Source organism: Pseudorhodoplanes sp. (assembly GCF_046289595.1).
GTDB lineage: Bacteria > Pseudomonadota > Alphaproteobacteria > Rhizobiales > Xanthobacteraceae > Pseudorhodoplanes.
In genome coordinates this window covers 26,371-48,608 of the sequence record NZ_JBKBVB010000016.1, presented here as the reverse complement: position 1 = coordinate 48,608, position 22,238 = coordinate 26,371, and the positions used below count along the sequence as shown (strand labels likewise).

Sequence of the window (22,238 nt, the reverse complement as noted above, 5' to 3'; positions counted from 1 at the left end):
AGCCGCGCGCCGCGAACCAGCGCGAGAAGACCTCCGGGAGAGCGTCGGGGGGCGCGATGGGATCGAGCAAGGTCACGCGGACCAGCTTACCGCGGCGACAGTGGCGAAGAAGGGGCGCGCTCCGCAATCACCAGCAAGCCGGGCACCGGAACATCGGCCTCCATGCGGGTCGAGACCGGCTCAAGCGTGCGGATCGTCAACCCGGCCAGCTCCAGCGCGGTTCGCACATGCGCCTCGCCATGCGCGTAGCGCAGCTTCGGCCCGAGGATGACGCCGCCGTCGCCATGGGTCTCGACCGTGAAGGCGAACAGCCCCTCGGACGCCAGCACGTCATGGACCAGCGCCGCGATCAGCGTCAGGTCGGCGCAATAGACGAACACGTCCGCCGCCACGATGAGATTAAAGCGGGCATCGGCGCGGATATGGCGGTCGAGACTTTCGGTGAGATCGCCGGTATCCAGTTTGTCATAGAGGTTCTTCCGCTGCGCCTGCGCGATCATGCCGGGCGAGAGATCGACGCCCTCGATCCAGTCGCAGACCGGCCGGAACGCGGCGCCCGACAATCCTGTGCCGCAGCCGAGATCGAGCATGGCGGCAAAATGCACCGGCCGGTTCTGCGCGCGGCGGGCGTCCGCCACGGCCTGCGCCAGCAGTTCCGGCGCGGTGTAGCGGAGCGCCGCCAGCGCATCGTCGAACTTCGCTGCGTACTGATCGAACACCGAGCGCACATAGTCGGCCGACATCGCATGTCCGCCGATATTCAGAAGCCTCAGCCGCAATCCCGCACCGTGCCGGTCGGCGGGGTCCGCGGCCAGCGCCCGCGCGAAGGCTGCCACTGCGCCGTCCCGGTCGCCCGCCACCTCGCGCAAATGCCCGAGGTCGAACCACGCCGCGGCGAAGCCGGGCGTGCGCTCCACCGTCTGTTCCAGCAGGTCGATCGCGGCGGCATGGTCGCCCCGTTCCCGGAACTCGCGCGCCATGCCGTAGCGCCGGTCGGCGATCAGGTCGCCCGACGACTGAAACAGCGTTTGCAGCGTTGAAGACATTCTCGCGATTTCCCGCCCATGGCTTATGTAAGCACGATGCGTCCCGAAGACCTGCTGCTCCCGACGCCCTCCGGCGTGTTCTGCAAGACCGGCGGCTTTTACATCGACCCGACCCGTCCGGTCGACCGGGCGCTGATCACGCACGGCCATTCCGACCACGCCCGGGCCGGCCACGGCGCCGTGCTGGCGACGCAGGAAACCCTCGACATCATGCGGCTGCGCTACGGCGATGATTTCGCTGGCTCCACGCAGGCGCTCCGCTACGGCGAGACCGTGACCCTGAATGGCGTCGCCGCGACCTTTCATCCCGCCGGCCACGTGCTGGGATCGGCGCAGATCGCGGTCGAACGCGGCGGCTGCCGGATCGTGGCGTCCGGCGACTACAAGGACGTAGCGGACCCGACCTGCGCGCCGTTCGAACTTGTGCCCTGCGACGTGTTCATTACCGAAGCCACCTTCGGCCTGCCGGTGTTCCGCCATCCCGATCCGGATGCGGAGATCGCCAAGCTCCTGCATTCGGTCGCGCTGTTCCCGGAGCGTGCGCATCTTGTCGGCGCCTATTCGCTCGGCAAGGCGCAGCGGGTGATCGCGCTGATTCGCAAGGCGGGCTACCGCGAGCCGATCTACCTGCATGGCGCGATGGAAACGCTGTCGCGTTATTATCTCGCCCGCGGCATCGATCTCGGCGACCTTCGTCCCGTCCGCGACGTGAAGAAGCAGGAACTCGGCGGCAGCATCACGCTGTGCCCGCCCTCGGCGCTGAAAGAGGTGTGGTCGCGCCGGTTTCCCGATCCGGTGACGGCCTATGCCTCGGGCTGGATGCGGGTGCGGGCGCGGGCGCGGCAGAGCCTCGTGCAATTGCCGCTGGTGATTTCGGATCACGCGGACTGGGACGGCCTGCGCGACACCATCATCGCGACCGGCGCGTCCGAAATCTGGGTGACGCACGGCCAGGAGGACGCGCTGGTCCACTGGTGCGGCTTGCAGGGGCTAAAGGCGCGGCCGCTCGACATCGTCGGCTATGGCGACGAGGACGAGACGAACGGCACGTCTCTCGAAGGCGACGCGGGACATCCTGCATGAACCGCTTCGCCGAACTGCTCGACCGCCTCGCCTATGAGCCCGGCCGCAACAACAAGCTGCGGCTGATGACCGACTATTTCCGTCACACGCCGGATCCGGAGCGTGGTTACGCGCTCGCGGCACTGACCGGCAGTCTCGTGTTCCAGCACGCCAAGCCGGGCATGATCCGCGCGCTCATTACCGAGCGCACCGATGCAGTGCTTTTTGCACTATCACGCGACTTCGTCGGCGACACCTCGGAAACCATTGCGCTGATGTGGCCTGTGCCAGTTGCGCGGCCGAATTTCATTCCGTCGATCACCGATGTCGTGACCACACTCAACACCCTCGGCAAGGCACAACTGCCCGCGCAGATCGCGCGCTGGCTCGACGCGCTGGACGAAACCGGGCGCTGGGCGCTGCTCAAGCTCGTGACCGGCGCGCTGCGCGTCGGCGTGTCGGCGCGGCTTGCCAAGACCGCCGCGGCCGCGCTTGGCGCCAAGGACGTGACCGAGATCGAACTGATGTGGTCGGGCCTCGAACCACCCTACGTAAATCTGTTTGCCTGGCTCGAAAGCCGCGGAGAGAGGCCGGAAACGTCTGACCCGGCGCCGTTTCGCCCCGCGATGCTGGCGCAGGCCATCGAGGAGACCGACTTCGACAAGCTCGATCCGGCGGATTTCCTCGCCGAATGGAAATGGGACGGCATCCGCGTGCAGGCCTCGGCCGGCGTCAATCCACGCGGCGACCGCATCGTGCGGATGTATTCGCGCACCGGCGAGGACATTTCGAAGAGTTTTCCTGACCTGCTGGAGTCGCTGAATTTCAACGGCTCGCTCGACGGCGAATTGCTGGTCCTGCGCGAAGGCCGCGTGCAGAGCTTCAACGTGCTGCAGCAGCGGCTGAACCGCAAAGCCGTGACCCCGAAATTGACACTGGATTATCCGGCACATTTGCGCGCCTACGATCTCCTTGTCGATGGACACGAAGACCTGCGCGAATTGCCGTTCGAGGAGCGCAGAAAGCGCCTGCAAAACTTCATCGCGCGGCACGCGCATCCGCGGCTCGACCTGTCACCGCTTGTTCCCTTCTCCTCGTGGGACGAACTCGCCGCGGCGCGCGCCGACCCCGCTTCGGCCGGTGCCGGCGAGGACGCCAGCGCCGTCGAGGGGATCATGATCAAGCGCAAAGACGCGCCCTATGTCCCCGGCCGGCCGAAGGGATTGTGGTGGAAATGGAAGCGCGATCCGTTCACGGTCGATGCGGTGCTGATGTATGCGCAGCGCGGCAGCGGCAAGCGTTCGTCCTATTATTCCGATTATACCTTCGGCGTCTGGACGCTGGTCGATGGCGTGGAAACGCTGGTGCCGGTCGGCAAGGCCTATTTCGGCTTCACCGACGAGGAACTGATCCGGATCGACCGCTTCGTGCGCAACAACACCGTGGAGCGGTTCGGCCCGGTCCGCGCGGTGAAATTCGGCCCTCACGAGGGCCTCGTGCTGGAAGTCGCCTTCGAGGGGCTGCAACGGTCCACCCGGCACAAATCCGGGCTCGCGATGCGGTTTCCGCGGATCGCAAGACTGCGCTGGGACAAGCCCCCGCGGGAGGCCGACCGGCTGGAAACGCTGGAAAAGATGGCACAAACGCTTGAGGAAAGCCGAGGCTCCGCACCCCACCGCTTGCAAGGCGCAGCCCGCTGATTAAATGATCGCGGTATCCGGCCGCGACGCCGGAATGGAGGGGTCCATGTCCACCAACGATCCGCGCGCCTCGATCGAGCCGTCACGGCCTGCGCAGAGCGATTCGCTGACGCGCTTTCTCGGCGGATCGCCGCTCGCGGTCGCCGGCCGGCTGATCCTGCTGTCGATCCTGGTCGGCTTCGTGATGGTGACGTTCGGTCTCGATCCCTACAACATCATCCGCAGCATCCGCCACCTGTTCGAGACCATCTGGCATCTCGGCTTCGACGCCATTCACTGGCTGTGGCGCTACTTTCTGCTGGGCGCGGTGATCGTGATCCCGGTCTGGCTGCTGATGCGCCTCGTGAACGCCCCGAAGGGACGGTAATTCTCCACGCACATTACTCCGCTCGTCCCCGCGAAAGCGGGGATCCAGAGTCAGGATTGCTGGATCCCCGCCTTCGCGGGAATGAGCGGAGTTTGTGGACGTTACACCGGCCAGGGCTGCGCGGTGATGTCGGCCGCATCCACGCCGACCAGTTCGGCGAGCGGCCGCTTGTCCGCCTCCACAAGCAGCGCGCGCTTGATCTCGTCGACCAGCGCAATTCCATGAAACACCAGCGCGCTATAGAGCTGGATCAGCGTCGCACCGGCGCGCAATTTCGCAATCGCGGCCGGACCTGAATCGATACCGCCGACGCCGACGACCGGCATCGCACCTTCGAGCCGAACATAGGTTTCCGCCAGCATCCGCGTCGACAGCGGAAAGAGCGGCTTGCCGGACAGTCCGCCCTGCTCGATCGCCTTCTCGCGTTCGCGCAAGGACGGCGGGCGCGTCACCGTGGTGTTGCCGACCACCATACCGTCGACCTTGCGGCTGCGCACGATGCCGACAATGTCGTCGAGATCGGCGAGCGACAGGTCCGGCGCGATCTTGACCAGAAGCGGCGTCGGGCCGGCATGCGTGCTGACGCGGTCGCGCACCTCGATCACCCGCGCCAGAAGATCGTCGAGCAGTTTCGCCTCCTGCAGATTGCGCAGGCCCGGCGTATTCGGCGACGACACATTCATGGTGATATAGGAGACCACCGGCGCGAAGGCCTCCACCAGCCGGACGTAATCGGCGGTGCGGTCCTGGCTGTCCTTGTTCGGGCCGACATTGATGCCGACGATGCCGCCCTGGTGCGCGCGCGCGGCAAGACGGCGCAGCACCGCGGCGGCGCCATGCGAATTCAGCCCGAGCCGGTTAATCACCCCGCCATCGGCGTCGAGCCGGAACAGCCGGGGACGCGGATTGCCCGGCTGCGGCAGCGGCGTGACCCCGCCGACCTCGACGAAGCCGAAGCCGAGCCGCAGCAGCGCGTCCGGCACCTCGGCATTCTTGTCGAACCCGGCCGCAAGTCCGACCGGATTGGGGAAATTCAGCCCGAAGGCGCGCACCTTGAGCCGCGAATCGTCGGGCTGGGGCGCCGGCAGCGGCGCCCATTGCAGCGCGCGCAACGCCATCCCGTGCGCGTCCTCAGGATCGAAACGATGCAGGACAGGACGCGCCAGACGCTCAAGAAGGGCAATCACAACCGGCAAAACTCCACGTCAAGGGCGCGCCGAACCTAACCGGCGTCCGCAGGACAAGACAAGAAACCTGACGCGGGACTGGACAGCGCCCCCAAACAAGACTAATTCCCTTGTTCAGGTAGGACAATAGTCATACTATCGAATCCGTTTCGCAGCGCATGGGGCTCGCCATGCTGACGCACGCTCAGATCTGGACCGCCATCGACCGGCTCGCGGCGCGCGCCGGGCTTTCGGCGTCCGGCCTCGCCAAGAAGGCCGGGCTCGATCCGACCACCTTCAACAAGTCCAAACGCATCACGCCGGACGGCCGGGCGCGCTGGCCCTCGACCGAATCGGTCGCCAAGTCGCTCGCCGCGACCGGCACCAGCATCGAGACCTTCATCGCGCTGATTTCAGAGGCGCCGCGGCCGATCACGCAAGCCGTGCCGCTGATCGGCTTTGCGGAAGCGGGCTCGCGCGGCTATTTCGACGACGGCGGCTTCCCGGTCGGCAAGGGCTGGGACGAGATCGCCTTCCCCTCGGTCAATGACGAGCACGCCTATGCGCTGGAGATTTCCGGCAATTCGATGGAGCCGGCCTATCGCAAGGGCGACGTGATCGTGGTGTCGCCGGCCGCGCCCGTGCGCCGCGGCGACCGCGTGGTGGTCAAGACCAAGGACGGCGAGGTGATGGTCAAGCAGCTCGCCCGCAAGACCGCCAAGACCATCGAGCTGCATTCGCTCAATCCCGATCATGCCGCGCGCACCCTTCCGATGTCGGACGTGCTGTGGGTCGCGCGCATCATGTGGGCGAGCCAGTAGGTTTAACGTCATTCCGGGGCGCGAGCAAAGCTCGCGAACCCGGAATCCATAAGCACGATCCGCGAGCATGGATTCCGGGTCCGCGCGTTTCACGCGCGTCCCGGAATGACAGTCACGCGCTTCTTGCCAATGCGCCGTCGATCATGTCGACGGTATTCTTCAGGCCATAGGCCGCGACGAACGAGCCGAAGCGCGGGCCCTTTTCCTGCCCGAGCAGCACCTGGTACAGCATGTTGAACCAGTCGAGCGAGACGCCGGGCTTGCCGTCCTTGGCCTTCTTTTTCTCGTCGAGGAACGGCTCGCGGCGGCCGATCTCGTAGACCAGATCCTGGATCGTCTCCGCGGTGGCATCGACCGGCATGTTGGAGAGCGCATCGCGCAGATCCATCAGCGCCGCACGCTCCTGATCGGTCGGCTCGCGGAATTTCTTTGTGGGCAGCACGAAGTCGCGATAATAGTTCAGCGCATAGCCGACCAGCGCATGCAGCGTCGGATGGGTCTGCGGGCTCACGCCCGGCCGATAGCGCGCGATGAAGCCCCAGAGCGTCTCGGCATTCTCCGCATTCGACGACGACACCAGCGTCAGCAACATCTGGAAATTGACCGGCATATCCACCGCCGGCGGCTGGCCGGAATGGATGTGCCAGACCGGATTCGACAGCCGCTGCTTGTCGTCCTGCCGCCGGTAGCCGTCCAGGAACTGGAAATATTCGTCGACGTTGCGCGGGATGACGTCGAAATACAGCCGCTTCGCCGCCTTCGGCTCGCGATACATGAACAGCGACAGCGATTCCGGGGAGGCATAGCGCAGCCATTCGTCGATGGTCAGGCCGTTGCCCTTCGACTTCGAGATCTTCTGCCCCTTCTCGTCGAGGAACAGCTCGTAATTGAAGCCTTCCGGCGGGGTGCCGCCGATCGCGCGGTTGATCTCGCCCGACAGCTTCACCGAGTCGATCAGATCCTTGCCGGCCATCTCGTAATCGACGCCGAGCGCATACCAGCGCATCGCCCAGTCCGGCTTCCACTGCAGCTTGCAGCGGCCGCCGGTGACGGGCGTCGTCACGCTTTCCTTGGTATCCGGATCCTCGTAAGTGATGGTGCCGGCCTTCGCATCATGCGCCGTCACCGGCACCTGCAGCACGATCCCGGTGCGCTCCGAGATCGGCAGGAACGGCGAATAGGTCTGCGCCCGCTCCTCGCGCAGCGACGGCAGCATGATCGCCATCACCTTGTCGTAGTTCGCCAGCACCTGAATGAGCGCCTGGTCGAAGCGGCCCGATGTGTAGCATTCGGTCGCCGAGAAGAATTCGTAGTCGAAGCCGAAGGTATCGAGAAAGGCGCGCAGCCGCGCATTGTTGTGCGCGCCGAAGCTCGGATGCGTCCCGAACGGATCGCGCACCCTGGTCAGCGGCTTGCCGAGATCCTGCGCCAGCATCTCGCCGTTCGGCACATTGTCCGGCACCTTGCGCAGCCCGTCCATGTCGTCGGAGAAGGCGATCAGCCGCGTCTTGATCTTGTCGTCGGTGAGCACGCGGAACGCATGACGCACCATGGTGGTGCGCGCGACCTCGCCAAAGGTACCGATATGCGGCAGGCCCGAGGGGCCGTAGCCGGTCGAGAAGATGACCTCGCCTTTCGGCTTCTTCTTCAGCCGCGCCACGATCTTGCGCGCCTCCTCGAACGGCCAGGCGCCGGATTGTTCGGCGAGCGCGCGCAGGCTTGCAGCATCAGTCACAGACATCTTCTTTCCAATTTTCGATCAAAACGGGCTGACCGGGAAATAGCGCAGCCACAGATCGGTGAAGCGCCCCTTTTCCCAGAGCCGGAACAGCGCGTAGTTCAGGGCCTGCCGCAGCGTGTCGTTACCCTTCCTGACGGCGATACCGACCCCCTCGCCAAAATACCGGCCCTCGAAGAACGGGCCGCCGGCAAAGGCGCAGCAGCCGCCCGAATCGGTCCCGTTGATCCAGAACGACAAGGCGATGCCGTCGCCGAAAACATAGTCCACCTCGCCCCGCCGCAAGGCGTCGCGCGTCGCATCCGCCGTGAGATAGGCGACGGGCTGCGCCTCCGTAAACAAAGACTTCAGATAGGCCTCATGGGCGCTGCCGCCGACCACCGCAATCTTCTTGCCTTCGAGCTGCTCCGGCTTGAGCACCGGACTCGCAACCGCTTTCAGCGCAGCAAAGCGCGCCGGCACCCGGTAATAGGGGTCGGTGAAATCCATGACCTTGCGGGTTTCCTTGTTCACTGCAAGGGACGCGATCACCGCCTCGCCGCGATTTTCGTTCAGTGCCGGCACCAGCGTATCGAAGCGGCGCATCTGGATCGTGCAGACGACTTTCAGTTCTTCGCAGATCAGGCGTGCCAGATCGACATTGAATCCGACCGGATGGCCATCCTGGTTGGCATAGTTGAACGGCGGATAGTCGGTCTCCGTCATGAAGCGGATCTGCGTCAGACGCGACATGTCGGGGCGCTCGGGCCGCCGCTTGGGATCCCAGAAGCCCGGATAGGGTGACGGCGCGGGCGCAATCTCGCGCGGCGGCGGCAGATGGGGCTGGGCAAGGGCCGGCACGACCACGGCGGCCGGCACAAGGCCGGCAAGAGCAAGCAGCAGCCCCGAGATTTTCCTGTGGCAATGTCCTGGCAACATCGACCATACTCGCATGCGTTGTCCAAATAACAGCATTCGCGTGTCTATAGCAGCCAGTGAAGTAGCGTAACACCAGTACGGATCATGGGGCGGCCATGCGGGGGCCGATGGTCGAAACCGGGTCCGCGGACCCGCGGCGTGCGGGCGATATCTCTCATACGGGTGATATCTGTCATGCGGGCAATATCTCTTACGGCTCGCGACCGGGTTCAAGGCCGGATTTTGCCGGTGCACGCATTCGTGCCCGGATCGCGGCCTGCCCCGAAGTCGATTGCGTCCGTCATCTGCTGCCGCCGGCGCGGATCGCAGCCGCGGAATTGCGCGCTGCCGAAATCGGGACCGGTGCCGACCGCGTGCTGGTGACGGAAGGCGCCATCGCCGATCGCGACTATGTGCGGGCGCTGGCGCGCCATTACGGGCTCGTTGTCGAACCTCTGGAGCGGCTACCGCGCTCCGCCTGCCCGGCCGACGACAAAACGCTTATCTCCGGGCTGGCGCGCGGAACCCTGCCGATCAGCGCGAACCACGGTCTTATCTGGGTGATCGCACCCTGGCACCTGTCCGCGCGGCTTCTGATCGCAACGTTGCAACGCTATCCGGCGATGCGATCGCGGCTGCGGATCGCGGCCATGGAGGATATTCGCGGCTTCGTTCATCGCGAAGTGCAGACTGTGGTGGCGTGCAGGGCGGCCTTCGATCTGCGCGCGCACCGCCCCGAATTCTGCGCGGGAACAAGCCGCAGCCGAAGACCGCTCGCCTGGCTTGCAGGCGGCATCGCAGGCGCAGCCGCCGTGCTCGGGTTCCAAACCAGCACCGCGGTTGCAGTCGAAGTCGCCCTTGCGCTGATTTTTCTGGGCTGGAGCGGCCTGCGCGTGCTGGTAATGTTGTGGTCGTTCACACCGCATTTTCCGCATGCGCGGCGAGGCGACGATGACTTGCCTCTCTACTCGATCATCGTCGCGGTTTATCGGGAGGCGCAATCCGCCCCCGACCTCGTCACGGCGCTGGCGCAACTCGATTATCCCAAAGAATGCCTCGACATCAAAATCGTGATGGAAGCCGACGATATCGAAACGCGTCTGGCCTTCGACCTCATGGACTTGTCTGCGCCCTTTGAAATTGTCATTGCCCCGGAAGCTGGACCGCGGACCAAACCAAAGGCGCTCAACGCCGCACTGCCCTTTGTCCGCGGGCGTTATGTCGCCGTCTTCGACGCGGAAGACCGGCCGGAGCCGGAGCAGCTTCGCATCGCACTCGGCGCCTTCGAAAGAAGCGATCCGAAACTCGCCTGCGTGCAGGCGCGGCTCACCATCGACAACACCCGCGATAACTGGCTGACCCGCCTTTTTACCGCCGAATATGCCGCACTGTTCGACGTCTTCCTGCCAGGACTGTCCACGTGGCGCATGCCGCTGCCGCTTGGCGGGACTTCCAATCATTTCCGCACCGAGACGTTGCGCGCACTCGGCGGCTGGGATCCCTACAACGTCACGGAGGACGCCGATCTCGGCATCCGGCTGGCCCGCGCGGGCTATCATACAGGCCTCGTGCAATCCTCGACCTATGAGGAAGCACCCGTCCGGCTCGGCCAGTGGGTCGGGCAACGCACGCGCTGGTTCAAGGGCTATCTGCAGACCTGGGCCGTGCATATGCGCGATCCGTTACGGCTGTGGCGCGAGCTTCGCCCCGGCGGCTTCATCGTGTTTCAGCTTGTGATCGGCGGAGCCGTGCTGGCCGCGCTGGTCCACGGCGTCTTTGCGGGAATCTTGGCCTGGCAGATCGCGGCAGGCATCCTGTTTGCGGGCAAGGCGGGCGTTTTCGATCAGGCCTTCGCCGGTCTTTATATTTTCACAATGGCCGCGGGCTATCTGATGTCAGCACTGCTTGGTCTGATCGGCCTGTCGCGGCGCAGGCTGCTGAGCAGCGCACCGTTTCTCCTGCTGTTGCCGCTTTACTGGCTGCTGATGTCCTACGCCGCCTGGCGCGCAGTGTTCCAGCTGATGCGCGCCCCCTATCGCTGGGAGAAGACCGCGCACGGCCTCGCACGCACATCGCGACAAAACGCAGCGACGGAGTTGCCGAATCCGTCATAGCCGGTCATTCGGGGCGCGCCGCAATGACGGCTCAGAAATAACGCCTCAGTTCGGCCGCGGCCTCTTCCGGCTTGCGCTTCATGTTGAAGGGCGCGACGAAGCGGCCCTCCTTGTCCATGAGATACACAAGCGCAGTGTGATCCATGGTGTAGCCGCCCCCTTCCAGCGGGACTTTCTTCGAATAGACCCGGTACGCCTTCTCCATTGCCGCGACCGCGGCCGGATCGCCGGTGAGCCCGCGCAAATTCGGATCGAAGCTCGACAGATATTCCTTGAGCACATCGGGCGTGTCGCGCTCGGGATCGACGGAAACGAACAAGCCCCTCACCCTGTCGCCATCCTTGCCTAGCGCCTTGTAGATCTGCGTCATCTCCATCAGCGCGGTCGGACACACGTCCGGGCAATGCGTGAAGCCGAAGAAGATCAGCGACGGCTTGCCCTTCAGGCCGTCCTGCGTGACCGTCTCACCATTCTGGTCGACCAGCTGGAACGGCCCGCCGATCGCGGACGGCGCCGGGATCGGCGCGGGCAACCGGCCGACGACGAAGAAGATCGCGGCGGAAAAAATCACCAGCCCGGCGAGAAAGGCGCCAAGCACAGTGACGATTCGTGCGGATTGCTGGGTCATCGAGACATCACGAGAGGATCAGAAGCACGCCGCGATGCCTGCGCGCACGATTTCAAAAAACACAGCCGTCCCATAATGAAGCCAGAGCGCGCCAGCCAGCGCCAGCAACGCGCCCATGCCAAGTCCGACCGCGACCAGCGGCAACGACAGCCGGCGAGACGCCGCATTCGGAACGATCCCGGACATGACCATCACATAGGCGCGGTCGGCGGCCCGATCAACCGCCATCTGCGCGCAGGCAGGCGGCCGCCATCAGCGCGACGCCGGAAACGGCACAATCTGCGCGTCTGTGCCGCTGTCCTGCGCCGAAATCATGCCCCGGCCGGCGAGCCGGGCGATTTCCGCGGCCGGCACAACCGGGCTGACATCGGTAATGTCGCAATAGGCAATCCGCGTCTGCACGCCGAAGCGGTCGATCACGACGGCGCCCGCCTCGCGGCAAAAAATCCGGCGGGCATCGAACGGGCCGTCGCGGGTCTCGACCTTGCCCGGCTGTCCCCGGCAGGCATAGGCTTGCAGCTTCGCCCTCACCCGGTCGGCGCGCGCATCGGCAAATGACAACACCTGGCCCATGCCGCGGAAACGCGGGCCGGGCCCGCGCGGTTCCGCGATCGCGGGTGTCAGGAACAGGTCAATGGCGCCGCGGTCTCGCCTCGCCCGCCCCGCCCTGCGGCTGGTCGGTCTTTTCCAGGACGATATGGCCGAGATTGGCGATCACGTCGGCGAGCAGCGCCGCCCGGTCCTGCGGATCGGCCATAATCACCAGATCCGCCAGCACCTCCGTGACCTTGGCCGCGATGGCGCCGAGATCGGCGCCCTCCCGCATCAGCTCGGGTTCGAGCAGGTCGTGAATATCGCAATGGATGCAGTCGGACACGGCAGTTCTCCTCGCCGGAGGCGGATGTCCGCACTATACGCCCCGATTCGACGGCTGACGAACGGCAGGGCGTTCATGACGAACGGGCGCCGCGGCGGCAAGGCTGCGGCGCGGCAAGGCCGGACCGGCATCTGCCGGCCCGGCCCATGGCGCCTTAGTTGCGAGAGCCGGTGGTCGCAGCCGCGTCCATCGGCTTCAGCTTCGCGCTCATATCGACGACCGGCTGCTGGCCCTTGGTGCTGATCTGCACAATCGTCTTGGCGTCAAGGTCGAACGCCTTGAGATCGACCATGCGGATCGTCTGGTCGTCATAGGTCTTGTAGTAATAGCGCAGGCTCTGCGGATCGCGTGCCACCGTCATCTGCGTGTAGTCGGAATAGACCACGCCCTGCACCACTTCACGCGACACCCCGATCGGAATGTCGAAGTTGTTGAGGATGTGGAAGACCTGTTCCACGCCCTTGGTCGCATTCTCGGACGGCATCGCGGTGGCGCTGAAGACCGCAGCGCGGATGAAGCGCGAGGGCGGCGTGAAATCGCCCGGCAGGCCGAGCATGCCGGTGCCCTGGCCGAGCGCCTTGAAGGTCTCGCCGTCGATCTTCACCGGAGGCACATCGCGCGGATTGAGCGCGATGAAGTTGCGCATATTGGTCATGTGCCAGTCGAAAGACGGAGAGTTCGTCATCACGCCAAGCGGGTTGTCGTGAATGACGAGCTTGCCGCCGACCGGCTCGATCACGATGCTGGCGCCGGTCTTGTCGTAGACGACATAATGGAACGGCGGCGCCACCGGACCCCAGCCATCGAGCACGGTCGGCATCACGGCGACGGCGCCGCTCTCGACCGCCTTGCGCACCTCACCGACAGTGGCGAATTGGGTGAGCAGCCAGTTCGGGAAATCGGCGGGCGACAGGCCCTTGCCCTGATTCTCCGGCGTCACCGCGGTGTATTCGGCAAAGGTCGGAAAATAGAACGAGCCGGCCGCAAGACCTGCCTCGTTGACCCCGTCGAGAAGCCGCGGGTTGCCGAAGGCGACGATACCGACCGCACCGTATTTCGCCGTGTATTTCAGGCCATCGCCGTTCGGCGTCTGACCGGTGAAGGCCTGTCCGCGCGGGATCACCGCGACCGATGTGTCGACCGGCGTCCCAAATTCCAGCGTGCGGCCATGGACGACCGATCCGTCCTTGGTTTTCAGCATGATGCCGGTGCAGGCCGACACCTGCTGGGCAAGCAATGAAAAGATTGCGGCAGCGGCTATGGTGAAGCCGACCCCCTTGCGTTGACGCATGTGCTGCTCCTCCTCTCGTTAGACTGCCCGCTCTGCCTATCCGTGCGCGGCTTAAGGGAACGCTAAGCGGAGACGGCGCCGCGACGACGCAGTTAAGGGTCGGTGAGCGAGCTTCGTTAAACCGCTGTCAAGACAGCGAGCCGGCGGCGCAGAGGAAGGGAAATCGGGCCCAATCCGCATAGCCTGTGCACGCAGGGTCATCAGCGAGCGAGCACCTGCGTCAATCGCGCGCAGGAACGAAAAGGCCGCATGCGACTTCACTGAAAATCGCCGTCAATTATGCAATTCGCTCGGAGAGCCATTCGATGCGCGGCCGCCCGGAACCAGCGCCTTCCCGCCAGGGACACGATCCTCAGCTTCCCGGACAAGTCGAGCGCGAACGCGCCGACATCCGGATTGTGTCGATTCTCGGCGGCGTTGCGCTTCTGGTTGCCGTGGGCATGTGGTTCTACACCAAGGACCGCGTCATGATCGCGGGCGACGGCACCACGGTGAAACAGTCGACCACCGGGTCGGCGGCGCGTGACGCTGCGCCGGCACCGGCCGCTCAGTGACCCCGCCAAGCCCCACAAAGACCTGAAGGATTGGAGCGGGCGAAGGGAATCGAACCCTCGTATGCAGCTTGGGAAGCTGCCGTTCTACCATTGAACTACGCCCGCGCGCCGTGACCATAGCCAAACGCCGGGGCGCGCTGCAAGCCCGCACGCGCGCCGCACCGATCTCAGCGCAGCCCGGGGATCAGCAGGACAAGCCCGGAGACCAGGAGCAGCACGAGAATGGTGCGGCGGAACCCCGCCTCGTCGAGCCGCCCGTAGAGCTTCAGCCCCATCCAGATCCCGGCCGCGACCGGAACCAGCCCGAGCGCGAACAGCCTCAGAACCGCGCCGGTGATTTCGCCACTCACGCCAAGCCCGATCGCGGTCGCGACAAAAGCGGCGAAAATCACCGGCTGGAAAATGGCGCGCTGCGCATGGCGCGGCACGCCCGAAAGCTGGCACCAGATCACCACAATCGGCCCGGCAAGACCGGTCAGCCCGCCAAGAATGCCGTTGATGAAACCGATGCCCGTGTCCGCCGCAGCGTTCGCGCGCATCCTGCCGAGATCGGGCCGAAGCATCGCGTAAAGGCTGTAGACGACGAGCAGGACGCCGACTGCACGCCGCACATAAGCCGGGTCGAGATGCGCCAGCAGCCAAATGCCGAACGGAACGCCCATCAGCCCGCCCGCGATCAGCGGCACAAGCCGGCGCAAGTTCAGCTCCTGGCGGAACGTCCATACGCCATGAGCCTGCACGAACAGCCCGTAACCGACGATCAGCGCCGTGGTCTGAGCGGGCGTCAGCACATGCAGCCAGACGCCCGACACCACGAGGCCCATGGCAAAACCGGCAAGCCCGGTGGTCACGCCGCCGACGAATGCCGAGACGAGGAACAATGCGAGAGCCGTAGCGTCGAGGGGGAACACCAGCGGGCTTATCTCTTGTCAGCTAGGTCTTATTCCGGCTTTGCACGATCGACGCGATCAATAGGACCGCGGCAGACCGAGCACATGCTCGGCGATATAGGACAGGATGAGATTGGTCGAGATCGGCGCGACCTGATAGAGCCGGGTCTCGCGGAACTTGCGCTCGATGTCGTATTCCTCGGCAAAGCCGAAACCGCCATGGGTCTGCACGCACATGTCGGCCGCCGCCCATGAGGCATCCGCAGCGAGCAGTTTCGCAATGTTCGCCTCCTCGCCGATGTCTGCACCGCTCTCGTAACGCTCCGCAGCCTCCCGCACCATCAGTGCGGCCGCGCGCATCTGCGCATAGGCCCGCGCGATCGGAAACTGAATGCCCTGGTTCTGGCCGATCGGCCGCGCAAACACGGTGCGGTCCTTCGCATAGGCCGACGCCTTGTCGATGAACCATTTGGCGTCGCCGATGCATTCGGCCGCGATCAGAATGCGTTCGGCATTCATGCCGGACAGGATGTAGCGAAAGCCCTTGCCCTCCTCGCCGATCAGCGACGACGCCGGCACCCGCATATTATCGAAAAACACTTCGGTCGTGGCGTGATTCATCATGGTGCGGATCGGACGGATCGTGAGGCCCCTGCCTTTCACCGCGCGCATGTCGACGAGCAGCACGGACAGTCCATCCGTCCGCCTCTGCACCTGGTCGCGCGGCGTTGTGCGGGCGAGCAGCAGCATCAGGTCGGAATATTCGGCGCGCGAGGTCCAGATTTTCTGGCCATTGATCACGTAATCGTCGCCGTCGCGAACCGCTGTGGTGCGCAGCGACAGCGTGTCGGTGCCTGATGTCGGCTCGGTCACACCGAAGGCCTGCAGGCGCAGTTCGCCGCGCGCGATCGCGGGAAGATAAGCACGCTTCTGTGCATCGCTGCCGTGCCGCAGTACGGTGCCCATCGTATACATCTGCGCATGGCATGCGGCACCGTTGCAGCCGGCGGCGTGGATTTCTTCCATGATCGCGGCTGCCGCACGCATCGACAGCCCGCTGCCGCCATACTCTTCGGGGATGAGGGCGGCGAGGAAGCCCGCTTTGGTCAGCGCATCGACGAAAGCTGACGGATAGGCGCGCTCGCGATCCAGCGCACGCCAGTACTCGCCGGGGAAGCCCGCACACAGCGCGCGGACGCTTTCGCGGATCGCGGCGAGATCGTCGGGATCGTCACGCATCACACCACCTCTGCCCGGCCGTTATTGATCGCAACCGCATCGCGTTCGGCCACTGTCGCGCGGAAGCTCACGAGATCGCCATCGCGCCAGATTTCGGTGCGGATGGTCTCGCCCGGAAAGACCGGCGCCGAGAAGCGGCCGGCGACCGACTTGATTCGCGCCGGGTCGTACCCGCAGACGCTGCGCAGAATTGCGTGTCCGGCCACGCCGAACGTTCCGAGCCCCTGCAGGATCGGGCGCGGGAAACCCGCCGCGCGCGCAGCTTCGGGATCGGCGTGCAGCGGATTGATGTCGGCGCAGAGCCGGTAGAGCAGCGCCATGTCGGGCCGCGTCGGCAGATCGCAGACGAAATCCGGCGCGCGATCGGGGATCGGATGCGCCGGCGGCGACGGCCGCGCAGCGCCGCCGAAACCGCCATCGGCGCGGCAGAATACGGTCTCGCGCATGGTCGCAAGCGCATCTCCACTCGTCTTGTCGAAGAGCGCGCGCTCCATCACAAGCAGCGCACCCGTGTCCGCGCCCTTGTCGATCGCATCCAGAAAGCGACGCCGCGCCACAACCGTGCCGGATGGCGGAAGCGGCCGGTGCAGCGTCAGCTGCTCCTCGCCATGCACGGCCATCGCGAAGGTGACGCCGGCATCGATGTCCCGCAACAGATAGGGCTCAAATCCGAGCACCACGGGAAAGGTCGGCAGCACGCGCAGCTTCTTCTCGTAGACGTAGGAAAGCTCGCGGGTATCGAGCGGGTCGCGCCCGAGCCCGATGCCGAGCGCATAAAGGATGACGTCCTTCTCGGAATAGCTCTGCTCGATATCGGGGATGCGCAAAGCGAGCAGCTTGTCGGGATCGAGCGGCATTGAGTCAAGCGCCGCCCCGCCGCCGCGCGGGTCGCCCGATCATCTCCCCCACACCTCTTCGGCGACCTCGACGCAGAGCCGCAGCTTGGCCCATTGCTCGTCCTCGGCCAGCACATTGCCCTCCTCGGTCGAGGCGAAGCCGCATTGCGGCGACAGGCAGAGCTGCTCAAGCGGCACGATCTTCGCCGCCTCCTCGATCCGCTTCTTCAGCAAATCCTTGCTTTCCAGCGTGCCGGTCTTCGAGGTGACGAGGCCGAGCACAACGCGCTTCTTGCCCTTCGGCAGAAAACGAAGCGGCGCAAAATCGCCGGCGCGGTCCGAATCGTATTCCAGGAAATAGCCGTCGATGCCGATCTTGTTGAACAACACGTCCGCCACCGGCTCGTAGCCGCCGGATGAGACGAAGGTCGAGCGGAAATTGCCGCGGCACAGATGCATGGCCGTGACCATATCGGCCGGCTTGTCCTTGAGCGCGGAATTGATCATGTCGGCCCAGACATCGGCGATCCAGACCGGATCCTCGCCGCGCCCCTGAAGCATGGCGCGGCGCTCCTTGTCGCACAGATGCGCGTAGGAGGTGTCGTCGAGCTGCAGATACCGGCAGCCCGCGTCGCCGAAGGCCTTGATCGCCTTGCGATAGGCGAGCCCGAGATCGTGGAGGAGTTCCTCGGTCGACCTGTAAATGCCGTCCTGTACCGGCTTGGGGCCGACGCGATATTGCAGCACCGTCGGCGACGGCAGCGTCATCTTCGGCGTGATGCCCGCGGCGCAATTGGCCTTGAGAAATTCGAAATGGTCGATCATCGGGGCGCCGGAATAGCCGAGCTTGCCGGTCACGGCGATGTCTTCCGGGCGCGTCTCGACGCCGGCGAACTTGATCCCGTGCTCCGTCTTCACCAATTCGGCGCCGTCCAGCAGCTTGAAAAAATCGAACTGCCACCAGGACCGGCGGAACTCGCCGTCGGTCGCAAGCTTCAGGCCCACTTCTTCCTGCTTTTTGATGATCTTTCTGATTTCCTCGTCCTCGACCGCCTTCAGGGCGGCGGCGTCGATCTCGCCCTTTTCGCGCTTCGCGCGCGCCTCTTTCAAAGGCGCGGTGCGCAGGATCGAGCCGACATGATCGGCGCGGAAGGGTGCGGTGGTATTGGTCATTTTCAAGTCTCTCTCAGTTGTCCGCTCATTCCCGCGAAAGCGGGAATCCAGAACGTCTCTCTTTGCGGCATGATCTGCGCCGGGTCCCCGCCCTCGCGGGGACGAGCGGCGTCAGTTGCTGCCCCAAACCTCGTCGGCGATCTCCACGATCATCCGCAGCTTCGCCCATTGCTGCTCCTGGGTCAGTGTGTTGCCTTCCTCGGTGGAGGCGAAGCCGCATTGCGGCGACAGGCAGAGCTGGCTGAGATCGATATACTTCGCCGCTTCGTCGATGCGGCGCTTGATAACGTCCTTCTTTTCAAGCTCGCCGGTCTTGGTGGTGATGAGACCGAGCACCACCCGGCGGTCTTTCGGCACCATGCGCAGCGGCTCGAAGCCGCCGGCGCGCTCGGTGTCGTATTCCATGAAATAGCCGTGCACCTTGATGCGGTCGAACAGCACCTCGGCCTCGGCCTCATAGCCGCCCGATCCCATGAAGGTCGATTTGTAGTTGCCGCGGCACAGATGCATGGTGATGGTCATGTCGGAAGGAATGTCCGCCATCGCCGCGTTGATCAGGTCGCCATAGAGCGGGCCGAGCTTGTGCGGATCGTCGCCGCGCTTCTTCATCTGGTCGCAATAATTCGGATCGCACAGCATCGCGATGAAGACCTCGTCGAGCTGCAGATAGCGGCAGCCGGCATCGGCGAAGCTGCGCACCGCTTTCCGATAGGCGTTACCAAGATCCTGCCAGAATTCGTCCATGTCCGGATAGGCCCGCTTGTCGATCGGGGTCGCGACCGGCCGGCCGTAGATCGCCGACGGCGAGGGAATGGTGATTTTCGGCGTCTGTCGGGTATGCGCGGCGACGAATTTGAAATGCTCAACCATGGCATGCGGGCCCGACAGGCCGAGCTTGCCGGTCACGGCGACGCCTTCGTTGCGCGTATTCACCGCAGCGAACTTGATGCCGGTGTCCATCACATGCTTCTCGGCACCGTCGAGGCCCCAGAGAAAGTCGAGATGCCACCACGAGCGGCGGAACTCGCCGTCGGTGATCGCCTTCAGGCCCACCTCTTCCTGTTTCTTGATGACGCGCTCGATCTCGCGGTCCTCGATCTCTTTGAGCTGCTCCGCGCTGATTTCGCCCCTGGCGCGTTTGGCCCGCGCGTCGTGAATCGCCTGCGGCCGCAGCAGACTGCCGACATGGTCGGCGCGGAAGGGTGGTCGTGTGTCTTTGGTCATGCGTAGCTCCGCCCTATCAGTTTTGCCGCTCGTTCCCGCGCGGGCGGGAGCCCAGGGAGACCCGGCGAAAGTCTGGGCCCCGGCTTTCGCGGGGACGAACGGAAGAAATATTCATGCCCCCGTCAATTCCTTGCGCACGATGTTCGTCCCCTCGACCATCGCCTTCATCTTTGCGAACGCGACCGCGCGCGGCAGATATTTCATGCCGCAATCGGGCGCGATGACGAGGCGCTCAGCCGGCACCACTTTCAGCCCCGCGCGGATGCGCTCCGCAACCGTTTCCGGCCGCTCGACTGTGAGATCGCCGAGATCGATGACACCAAGAATGATGGTCTTCGACGGCAATTGCTTCAGCACGCTCAGATCGAGCTTCGGCTGCGCCGCCTCGATCGAGACCTGATGCACGGCGGTGTTCTCAAGCTCACCGAGAAAGGAATAGCCGGTCGGCTTTTCGTGCACGACCTGCGCATAGCCGAAGCACAGATGGATCGCGATCGTTCCGGTCACGCCGTCGAGCGCGCGGGCCAGCGCCTTCAGCCCGTATTGCCGCGCCTTCTCGGGATGCTGCTGCATCCACGGCTCGTCGATCTGCACGATATCGGCGCCGGCCGCGAACAGATCCTTGATCTCCGCGTTGACGGCGACGGCATAGTCCATCGCGACCGCTTCCTCATTGCCGTAGAAATCGTCCTGCGCCTGCTTGCCCATGGTGAAAGGGCCCGGCACCGTCGCCTTGATTTTACGATCGGTATTGGCGCGCAGGATTTTGACGTCGCGCACCTCGACCGGATGCATGCGGCGAATTTTTCCGGCGACACGCGGCACCGGAATGGTCTTGCCGGTGCGGTTGATCGTCGTTCCCGGCTTGTCGAGGTCGATGCCTTCGAGCGCGGTGGCGAAGCGGTTGGAATAGCTTTCGCGGCGCTGCTCGCCGTCGCAGATGATGTCGAGGCCGGCGCGCTCCTGGTCGCGGATCGCAAGCAGGGTGGCGTCGTCCTGCGCGGCTTCGAGATGTTTTTCCGGGATGAGCCACAGATCGTGCATGCGAACGCGCGGCACCTGCTTGGACAGCTTCTCGCGATCGATCAGCCATTCGGGTTGCGGGTAGGAGCCGACAAGGCTTGTGGGGAGGAGCATTAAGGCACCAGCTCTTTTTGTGGATCAGTCGTCCCCGCGAATGCGGGGACCCATATTCCAGAGCGGTGGTTATGGGTCCCCGCTTTCGCGGGGACGACGCAACCTAACAGGGTTTCATCGGTTGATGAAAATGGCGCCGCACGATGCGCTCGCGCGGCGCCGGAACGCTTCGACAGGCGCGTTACTGTTGCTGCGCCTTCTCGAACGGCAACACCGCTTCGCCGGTGGCGCGGCTTGCCGGCGCAACGACAATTTGCGTATCCATGCCGCGGAACTGATCGAGGTCGTTGCCTTTGATGCCCTTGTACTGAACCTGCATCATGCCCGAATCGACCCATTCGCCGTTCTTGCCGAACTTGATCGGACCCATAATGGTCTGGATCGTATTCTTGCGCAGATAGTCGGCGATCTTGTCGTCGTCGAGGCTCTTTGCGCCTTCCACGGCCTTGCCGAGGAGTTCGGCATAGGCATAGCCCCAGGTGCCGAGATAGTAGCCGAGCGGATCGACGCCGGCGCCCTTGGCGCGCTCCTGATACACCTTCAGGAATTCCTGGATTTCAGGATTCAGCGCTTCCTTGGTCGGAACCCAGGTCTCGTAGTTGATCCAGCCGTTCAGCAGCGGACCAAGCTGGGTCTTGATCGCGCTGATCTGCAGGCCGACCATCGAGCCGCCGATCATCTTGGGCTTGAACCCGACCTCGTTGACCGCACGCACCATGCCGACCGAATCCGGCGGATAGGAGCAGATCACGACGGCTTCCGGATTGCGCGCCTGGATCGCCCGGACGATCGGGGTGAAGTCGGTCGTGGGCGGCGGATATTTTCCGTCATAGACGATCTTGATGTTGTGCTTCTTCGCGTTTGTGCGCGCGCCTTCGCAGGCGTTGTTGGCAAACTCCGCGTCGGCCGCCACAAGCGCGACGGACTGGATCTTGTTCTTCGCGGCAATCTCGAAGAAGCCCTCGGTGAAGGACGGCTTGGTATTCTGACCCGTCGGGATCATCGCGAAATATTTCGGATAGTTGAACTCGGTATTAATCGCGAGACCGAACAGCCCGATAATGGTCTTGCCCTTCTGCATCGCGACCGGCATCGCCGGAGCGATCATGTTGGTCGCGTAGGGACCGAGGATCAGGTCCACCTTGTCGACGTCCAGCAGCTTGGTGTAGAGGCCCGGCACCGTCGAGGCGTTGGTCTGATCGTCGTAGGCGATGAGACGCACCGGACGGCCGAGCAGCCCCCCCTTCTTGTTGATCTGCTCTTCCCAGATCTGCACGCCGAGCAGCGCCTGCTTGCCGGGACCGGCAAGGCCGCCGGTCATGGCGATGCCAAGACCGATCTTGATCGGCTCGCCGGACTGCGCGTGAGCCTGCGGACTTGCGAGCAGCGTCAACGCCGCCGCACCCGCCGCAAGCACGCCGGATAGGTTTTTGACCATGCGTTCCTCCCTCAAAGGACGTTATTGATTTATGAGGGGA

General features: G+C 64.5%; 22 protein-coding genes and 1 tRNA gene. 6 read left to right on the top strand and 17 right to left on the bottom strand.

The window, feature by feature from the left end; translation table 11 throughout:
• Positions 1 to 86: 86 nt before the first annotated feature.
• Entirely contained in the window at positions 87 to 1,046 is a 960-nt protein-coding gene (locus ACK41X_RS05735) for a methyltransferase domain-containing protein (RefSeq protein ID WP_409720167.1), read from the bottom strand.
• A 36-nt stretch (positions 1,047 to 1,082) separates the two neighbouring features.
• Here ACK41X_RS05735 and ACK41X_RS05730 point away from each other — a divergent pair, with 36 nt between their 5' ends.
• From ACK41X_RS05730 to ACK41X_RS05720, 3 genes are read left to right on the top strand one after another with little or no spacing between them, the layout of a single operon-like run.
• Positions 1,083 to 2,129 carry a ligase-associated DNA damage response exonuclease gene (locus ACK41X_RS05730; RefSeq protein WP_409720171.1) on the top strand — a complete coding sequence of 349 codons (1,047 nt, stop codon included), beginning with the start codon at positions 1,083 to 1,085 and terminating at the stop codon, positions 2,127 to 2,129.
• Entirely contained in the window at positions 2,126 to 3,808 is a 1,683-nt protein-coding gene (locus tag ACK41X_RS05725; protein WP_409720166.1) for a cisplatin damage response ATP-dependent DNA ligase, read from the top strand. Before ACK41X_RS05730 ends, ACK41X_RS05725 begins: the two co-directional genes overlap by 4 nt.
• 46 nt (positions 3,809 to 3,854) lie before the next feature.
• Positions 3,855 to 4,175, top strand: a complete 321-nt coding sequence (locus ACK41X_RS05720) for a DUF6460 domain-containing protein (protein ID WP_409720164.1) — start codon at positions 3,855 to 3,857, stop codon at positions 4,173 to 4,175.
• Positions 4,176 to 4,276: 101 nt separating this feature from the next.
• Here ACK41X_RS05720 and ACK41X_RS05715 read toward each other — a convergent pair whose 3' ends face one another.
• Positions 4,277 to 5,362: a quinone-dependent dihydroorotate dehydrogenase gene (locus ACK41X_RS05715; RefSeq protein WP_409720162.1), complete on the bottom strand. Its 1,086-nt coding sequence runs from the start codon at positions 5,360 to 5,362 to the stop codon at positions 4,277 to 4,279.
• Between the two features lie 170 nt (positions 5,363 to 5,532).
• Here ACK41X_RS05715 and ACK41X_RS05710 point away from each other — a divergent pair, with 170 nt between their 5' ends.
• Complete coding sequence (locus tag ACK41X_RS05710) at positions 5,533 to 6,162, top strand: helix-turn-helix transcriptional regulator (protein WP_409720160.1); 630 nt, start codon at positions 5,533 to 5,535, stop codon at positions 6,160 to 6,162.
• A 112-nt stretch (positions 6,163 to 6,274) separates the two neighbouring features.
• Here ACK41X_RS05710 and ACK41X_RS05705 read toward each other — a convergent pair whose 3' ends face one another.
• Positions 6,275 to 7,903, bottom strand: coding sequence for a lysine--tRNA ligase (locus ACK41X_RS05705; protein WP_409720158.1), 1,629 nt, complete (start codon positions 7,901 to 7,903; stop codon positions 6,275 to 6,277).
• Between the two features lie 18 nt (positions 7,904 to 7,921).
• Entirely contained in the window at positions 7,922 to 8,818 is an 897-nt protein-coding gene (locus ACK41X_RS05700) for a transporter substrate-binding domain-containing protein (RefSeq protein ID WP_409720169.1), read from the bottom strand.
• Between the two features lie 317 nt (positions 8,819 to 9,135).
• Here ACK41X_RS05700 and ACK41X_RS05695 point away from each other — a divergent pair, with 317 nt between their 5' ends.
• Positions 9,136 to 10,911: a glycosyltransferase family 2 protein gene (locus tag ACK41X_RS05695; protein ID WP_409720156.1), complete on the top strand. Its 1,776-nt coding sequence runs from the start codon at positions 9,136 to 9,138 to the stop codon at positions 10,909 to 10,911.
• Between the two features lie 31 nt (positions 10,912 to 10,942).
• On the opposite strand, the gene ACK41X_RS05690 is transcribed toward ACK41X_RS05695, so the two are convergent.
• The 5 genes from ACK41X_RS05690 to ACK41X_RS05670 form a co-directional block, all read right to left on the bottom strand.
• Entirely contained in the window at positions 10,943 to 11,539 is a 597-nt protein-coding gene (locus tag ACK41X_RS05690; RefSeq protein ID WP_409720154.1) for an SCO family protein, read from the bottom strand.
• A gap of 18 nt (positions 11,540 to 11,557) precedes the next feature.
• The gene (locus ACK41X_RS05685) at positions 11,558 to 11,767 is read right to left on the bottom strand and encodes a hypothetical protein (protein ID WP_409720152.1); all 210 of its coding nucleotides are present in this window, start codon (positions 11,765 to 11,767) and stop codon (positions 11,558 to 11,560) included.
• Positions 11,768 to 11,791: 24 nt separating this feature from the next.
• On the bottom strand, positions 11,792 to 12,112 hold the full coding sequence (locus tag ACK41X_RS05680; protein WP_409720150.1) for a hypothetical protein: 321 nt from the start codon (positions 12,110 to 12,112) through the stop codon (positions 11,792 to 11,794).
• 58 nt (positions 12,113 to 12,170) lie between these two features.
• Complete coding sequence (locus tag ACK41X_RS05675) at positions 12,171 to 12,416, bottom strand: hypothetical protein (protein ID WP_409720148.1); 246 nt, start codon at positions 12,414 to 12,416, stop codon at positions 12,171 to 12,173.
• Positions 12,417 to 12,570: 154 nt separating this feature from the next.
• On the bottom strand, positions 12,571 to 13,707 hold the full coding sequence (locus ACK41X_RS05670) for a linear amide C-N hydrolase (protein ID WP_409720147.1): 1,137 nt from the start codon (positions 13,705 to 13,707) through the stop codon (positions 12,571 to 12,573).
• Between the two features lie 305 nt (positions 13,708 to 14,012).
• On the opposite strand from ACK41X_RS05670, the gene ACK41X_RS05665 reads away from it, so the two are divergent.
• A complete protein-coding gene (locus tag ACK41X_RS05665; protein ID WP_409720145.1) occupies positions 14,013 to 14,261 on the top strand; it encodes a hypothetical protein in 249 nt (82 codons plus the stop codon).
• A gap of 31 nt (positions 14,262 to 14,292) precedes the next feature.
• Here ACK41X_RS05665 and ACK41X_RS05660 read toward each other — a convergent pair.
• From ACK41X_RS05660 to ACK41X_RS05625, 8 genes are all read right to left on the bottom strand, one after another.
• Positions 14,293 to 14,366 (bottom strand) — tRNA-Gly (locus ACK41X_RS05660).
• Between the two features lie 62 nt (positions 14,367 to 14,428).
• Positions 14,429 to 15,172, bottom strand: a complete 744-nt coding sequence (locus tag ACK41X_RS05655) for a sulfite exporter TauE/SafE family protein (protein ID WP_409720143.1) — start codon at positions 15,170 to 15,172, stop codon at positions 14,429 to 14,431.
• A 57-nt stretch (positions 15,173 to 15,229) separates the two neighbouring features.
• Positions 15,230 to 16,390 (bottom strand): acyl-CoA dehydrogenase family protein, encoded by a 1,161-nt coding sequence (locus ACK41X_RS05650; RefSeq protein WP_409720141.1) that lies wholly within the window; start codon positions 16,388 to 16,390, stop codon positions 15,230 to 15,232.
• Positions 16,390 to 17,247, bottom strand: a complete 858-nt coding sequence (locus ACK41X_RS05645) for a MaoC/PaaZ C-terminal domain-containing protein (RefSeq protein ID WP_409720139.1) — start codon at positions 17,245 to 17,247, stop codon at positions 16,390 to 16,392. Before ACK41X_RS05645 ends, ACK41X_RS05650 begins: the two co-directional genes overlap by 1 nt.
• Before the next feature lie 39 nt (positions 17,248 to 17,286).
• Positions 17,287 to 18,399 carry a 5-methyltetrahydropteroyltriglutamate--homocysteine S-methyltransferase gene (locus tag ACK41X_RS05640; RefSeq protein ID WP_409720137.1) on the bottom strand — a complete coding sequence of 371 codons (1,113 nt, stop codon included), beginning with the start codon at positions 18,397 to 18,399 and terminating at the stop codon, positions 17,287 to 17,289.
• A gap of 111 nt (positions 18,400 to 18,510) precedes the next feature.
• Positions 18,511 to 19,623 carry a 5-methyltetrahydropteroyltriglutamate--homocysteine S-methyltransferase gene (locus ACK41X_RS05635; RefSeq protein ID WP_409720135.1) on the bottom strand — a complete coding sequence of 371 codons (1,113 nt, stop codon included), beginning with the start codon at positions 19,621 to 19,623 and terminating at the stop codon, positions 18,511 to 18,513.
• Between the two features lie 111 nt (positions 19,624 to 19,734).
• Positions 19,735 to 20,760, bottom strand: a complete 1,026-nt coding sequence (locus ACK41X_RS05630; RefSeq protein ID WP_409720133.1) for a uroporphyrinogen decarboxylase family protein — start codon at positions 20,758 to 20,760, stop codon at positions 19,735 to 19,737.
• Between the two features lie 181 nt (positions 20,761 to 20,941).
• Entirely contained in the window at positions 20,942 to 22,198 is a 1,257-nt protein-coding gene (locus tag ACK41X_RS05625) for an amino acid ABC transporter substrate-binding protein (RefSeq protein ID WP_409720131.1), read from the bottom strand.
• Between the last annotated feature and the right edge of the window lie 40 nt (positions 22,199 to 22,238).

Excerpts from the sequence above, each read along its gene's own strand:
- ACK41X_RS05650 (WP_409720141.1), bottom strand. The coding sequence starts at position 16,390 with ATGCGTGACGATCCCGACGATCTCGCCGCGATCCGCGAAAGCGTCCGC.
- ACK41X_RS05630 (WP_409720133.1), bottom strand. The coding sequence starts at position 20,760 with ATGCTCCTCCCCACAAGCCTTGTCGGCTCCTACCCGCAACCCGAATGG.
- ACK41X_RS05665 (WP_409720145.1), top strand. The coding sequence starts at position 14,013 with ATGCGCGGCCGCCCGGAACCAGCGCCTTCCCGCCAGGGACACGATCCT.
- ACK41X_RS05640 (WP_409720137.1), bottom strand. The coding sequence starts at position 18,399 with ATGACCAATACCACCGCACCCTTCCGCGCCGATCATGTCGGCTCGATC.
- ACK41X_RS05720 (WP_409720164.1), top strand. The coding sequence starts at position 3,855 with ATGTCCACCAACGATCCGCGCGCCTCGATCGAGCCGTCACGGCCTGCG.
- ACK41X_RS05690 (WP_409720154.1), bottom strand. The coding sequence starts at position 11,539 with ATGACCCAGCAATCCGCACGAATCGTCACTGTGCTTGGCGCCTTTCTC.
- ACK41X_RS05710 (WP_409720160.1), top strand. The coding sequence starts at position 5,533 with ATGCTGACGCACGCTCAGATCTGGACCGCCATCGACCGGCTCGCGGCG.
- ACK41X_RS05735 (WP_409720167.1), bottom strand. The coding sequence starts at position 1,046 with ATGTCTTCAACGCTGCAAACGCTGTTTCAGTCGTCGGGCGACCTGATC.
- ACK41X_RS05625 (WP_409720131.1), bottom strand. The coding sequence starts at position 22,198 with ATGGTCAAAAACCTATCCGGCGTGCTTGCGGCGGGTGCGGCGGCGTTG.
- ACK41X_RS05670 (WP_409720147.1), bottom strand. The coding sequence starts at position 13,707 with ATGCGTCAACGCAAGGGGGTCGGCTTCACCATAGCCGCTGCCGCAATC.
- ACK41X_RS05705 (WP_409720158.1), bottom strand. The coding sequence starts at position 7,903 with ATGTCTGTGACTGATGCTGCAAGCCTGCGCGCGCTCGCCGAACAATCC.
- ACK41X_RS05645 (WP_409720139.1), bottom strand. The coding sequence starts at position 17,247 with ATGCCGCTCGATCCCGACAAGCTGCTCGCTTTGCGCATCCCCGATATC.
- ACK41X_RS05700 (WP_409720169.1), bottom strand. The coding sequence starts at position 8,818 with ATGTTGCCAGGACATTGCCACAGGAAAATCTCGGGGCTGCTGCTTGCT.
- ACK41X_RS05685 (WP_409720152.1), bottom strand. The coding sequence starts at position 11,767 with ATGGCGGTTGATCGGGCCGCCGACCGCGCCTATGTGATGGTCATGTCC.
- ACK41X_RS05730 (WP_409720171.1), top strand. The coding sequence starts at position 1,083 with ATGCGTCCCGAAGACCTGCTGCTCCCGACGCCCTCCGGCGTGTTCTGC.
- ACK41X_RS05635 (WP_409720135.1), bottom strand. The coding sequence starts at position 19,623 with ATGACCAAAGACACACGACCACCCTTCCGCGCCGACCATGTCGGCAGT.
- ACK41X_RS05725 (WP_409720166.1), top strand. The coding sequence starts at position 2,126 with ATGAACCGCTTCGCCGAACTGCTCGACCGCCTCGCCTATGAGCCCGGC.
- ACK41X_RS05680 (WP_409720150.1), bottom strand. The coding sequence starts at position 12,112 with ATGGGCCAGGTGTTGTCATTTGCCGATGCGCGCGCCGACCGGGTGAGG.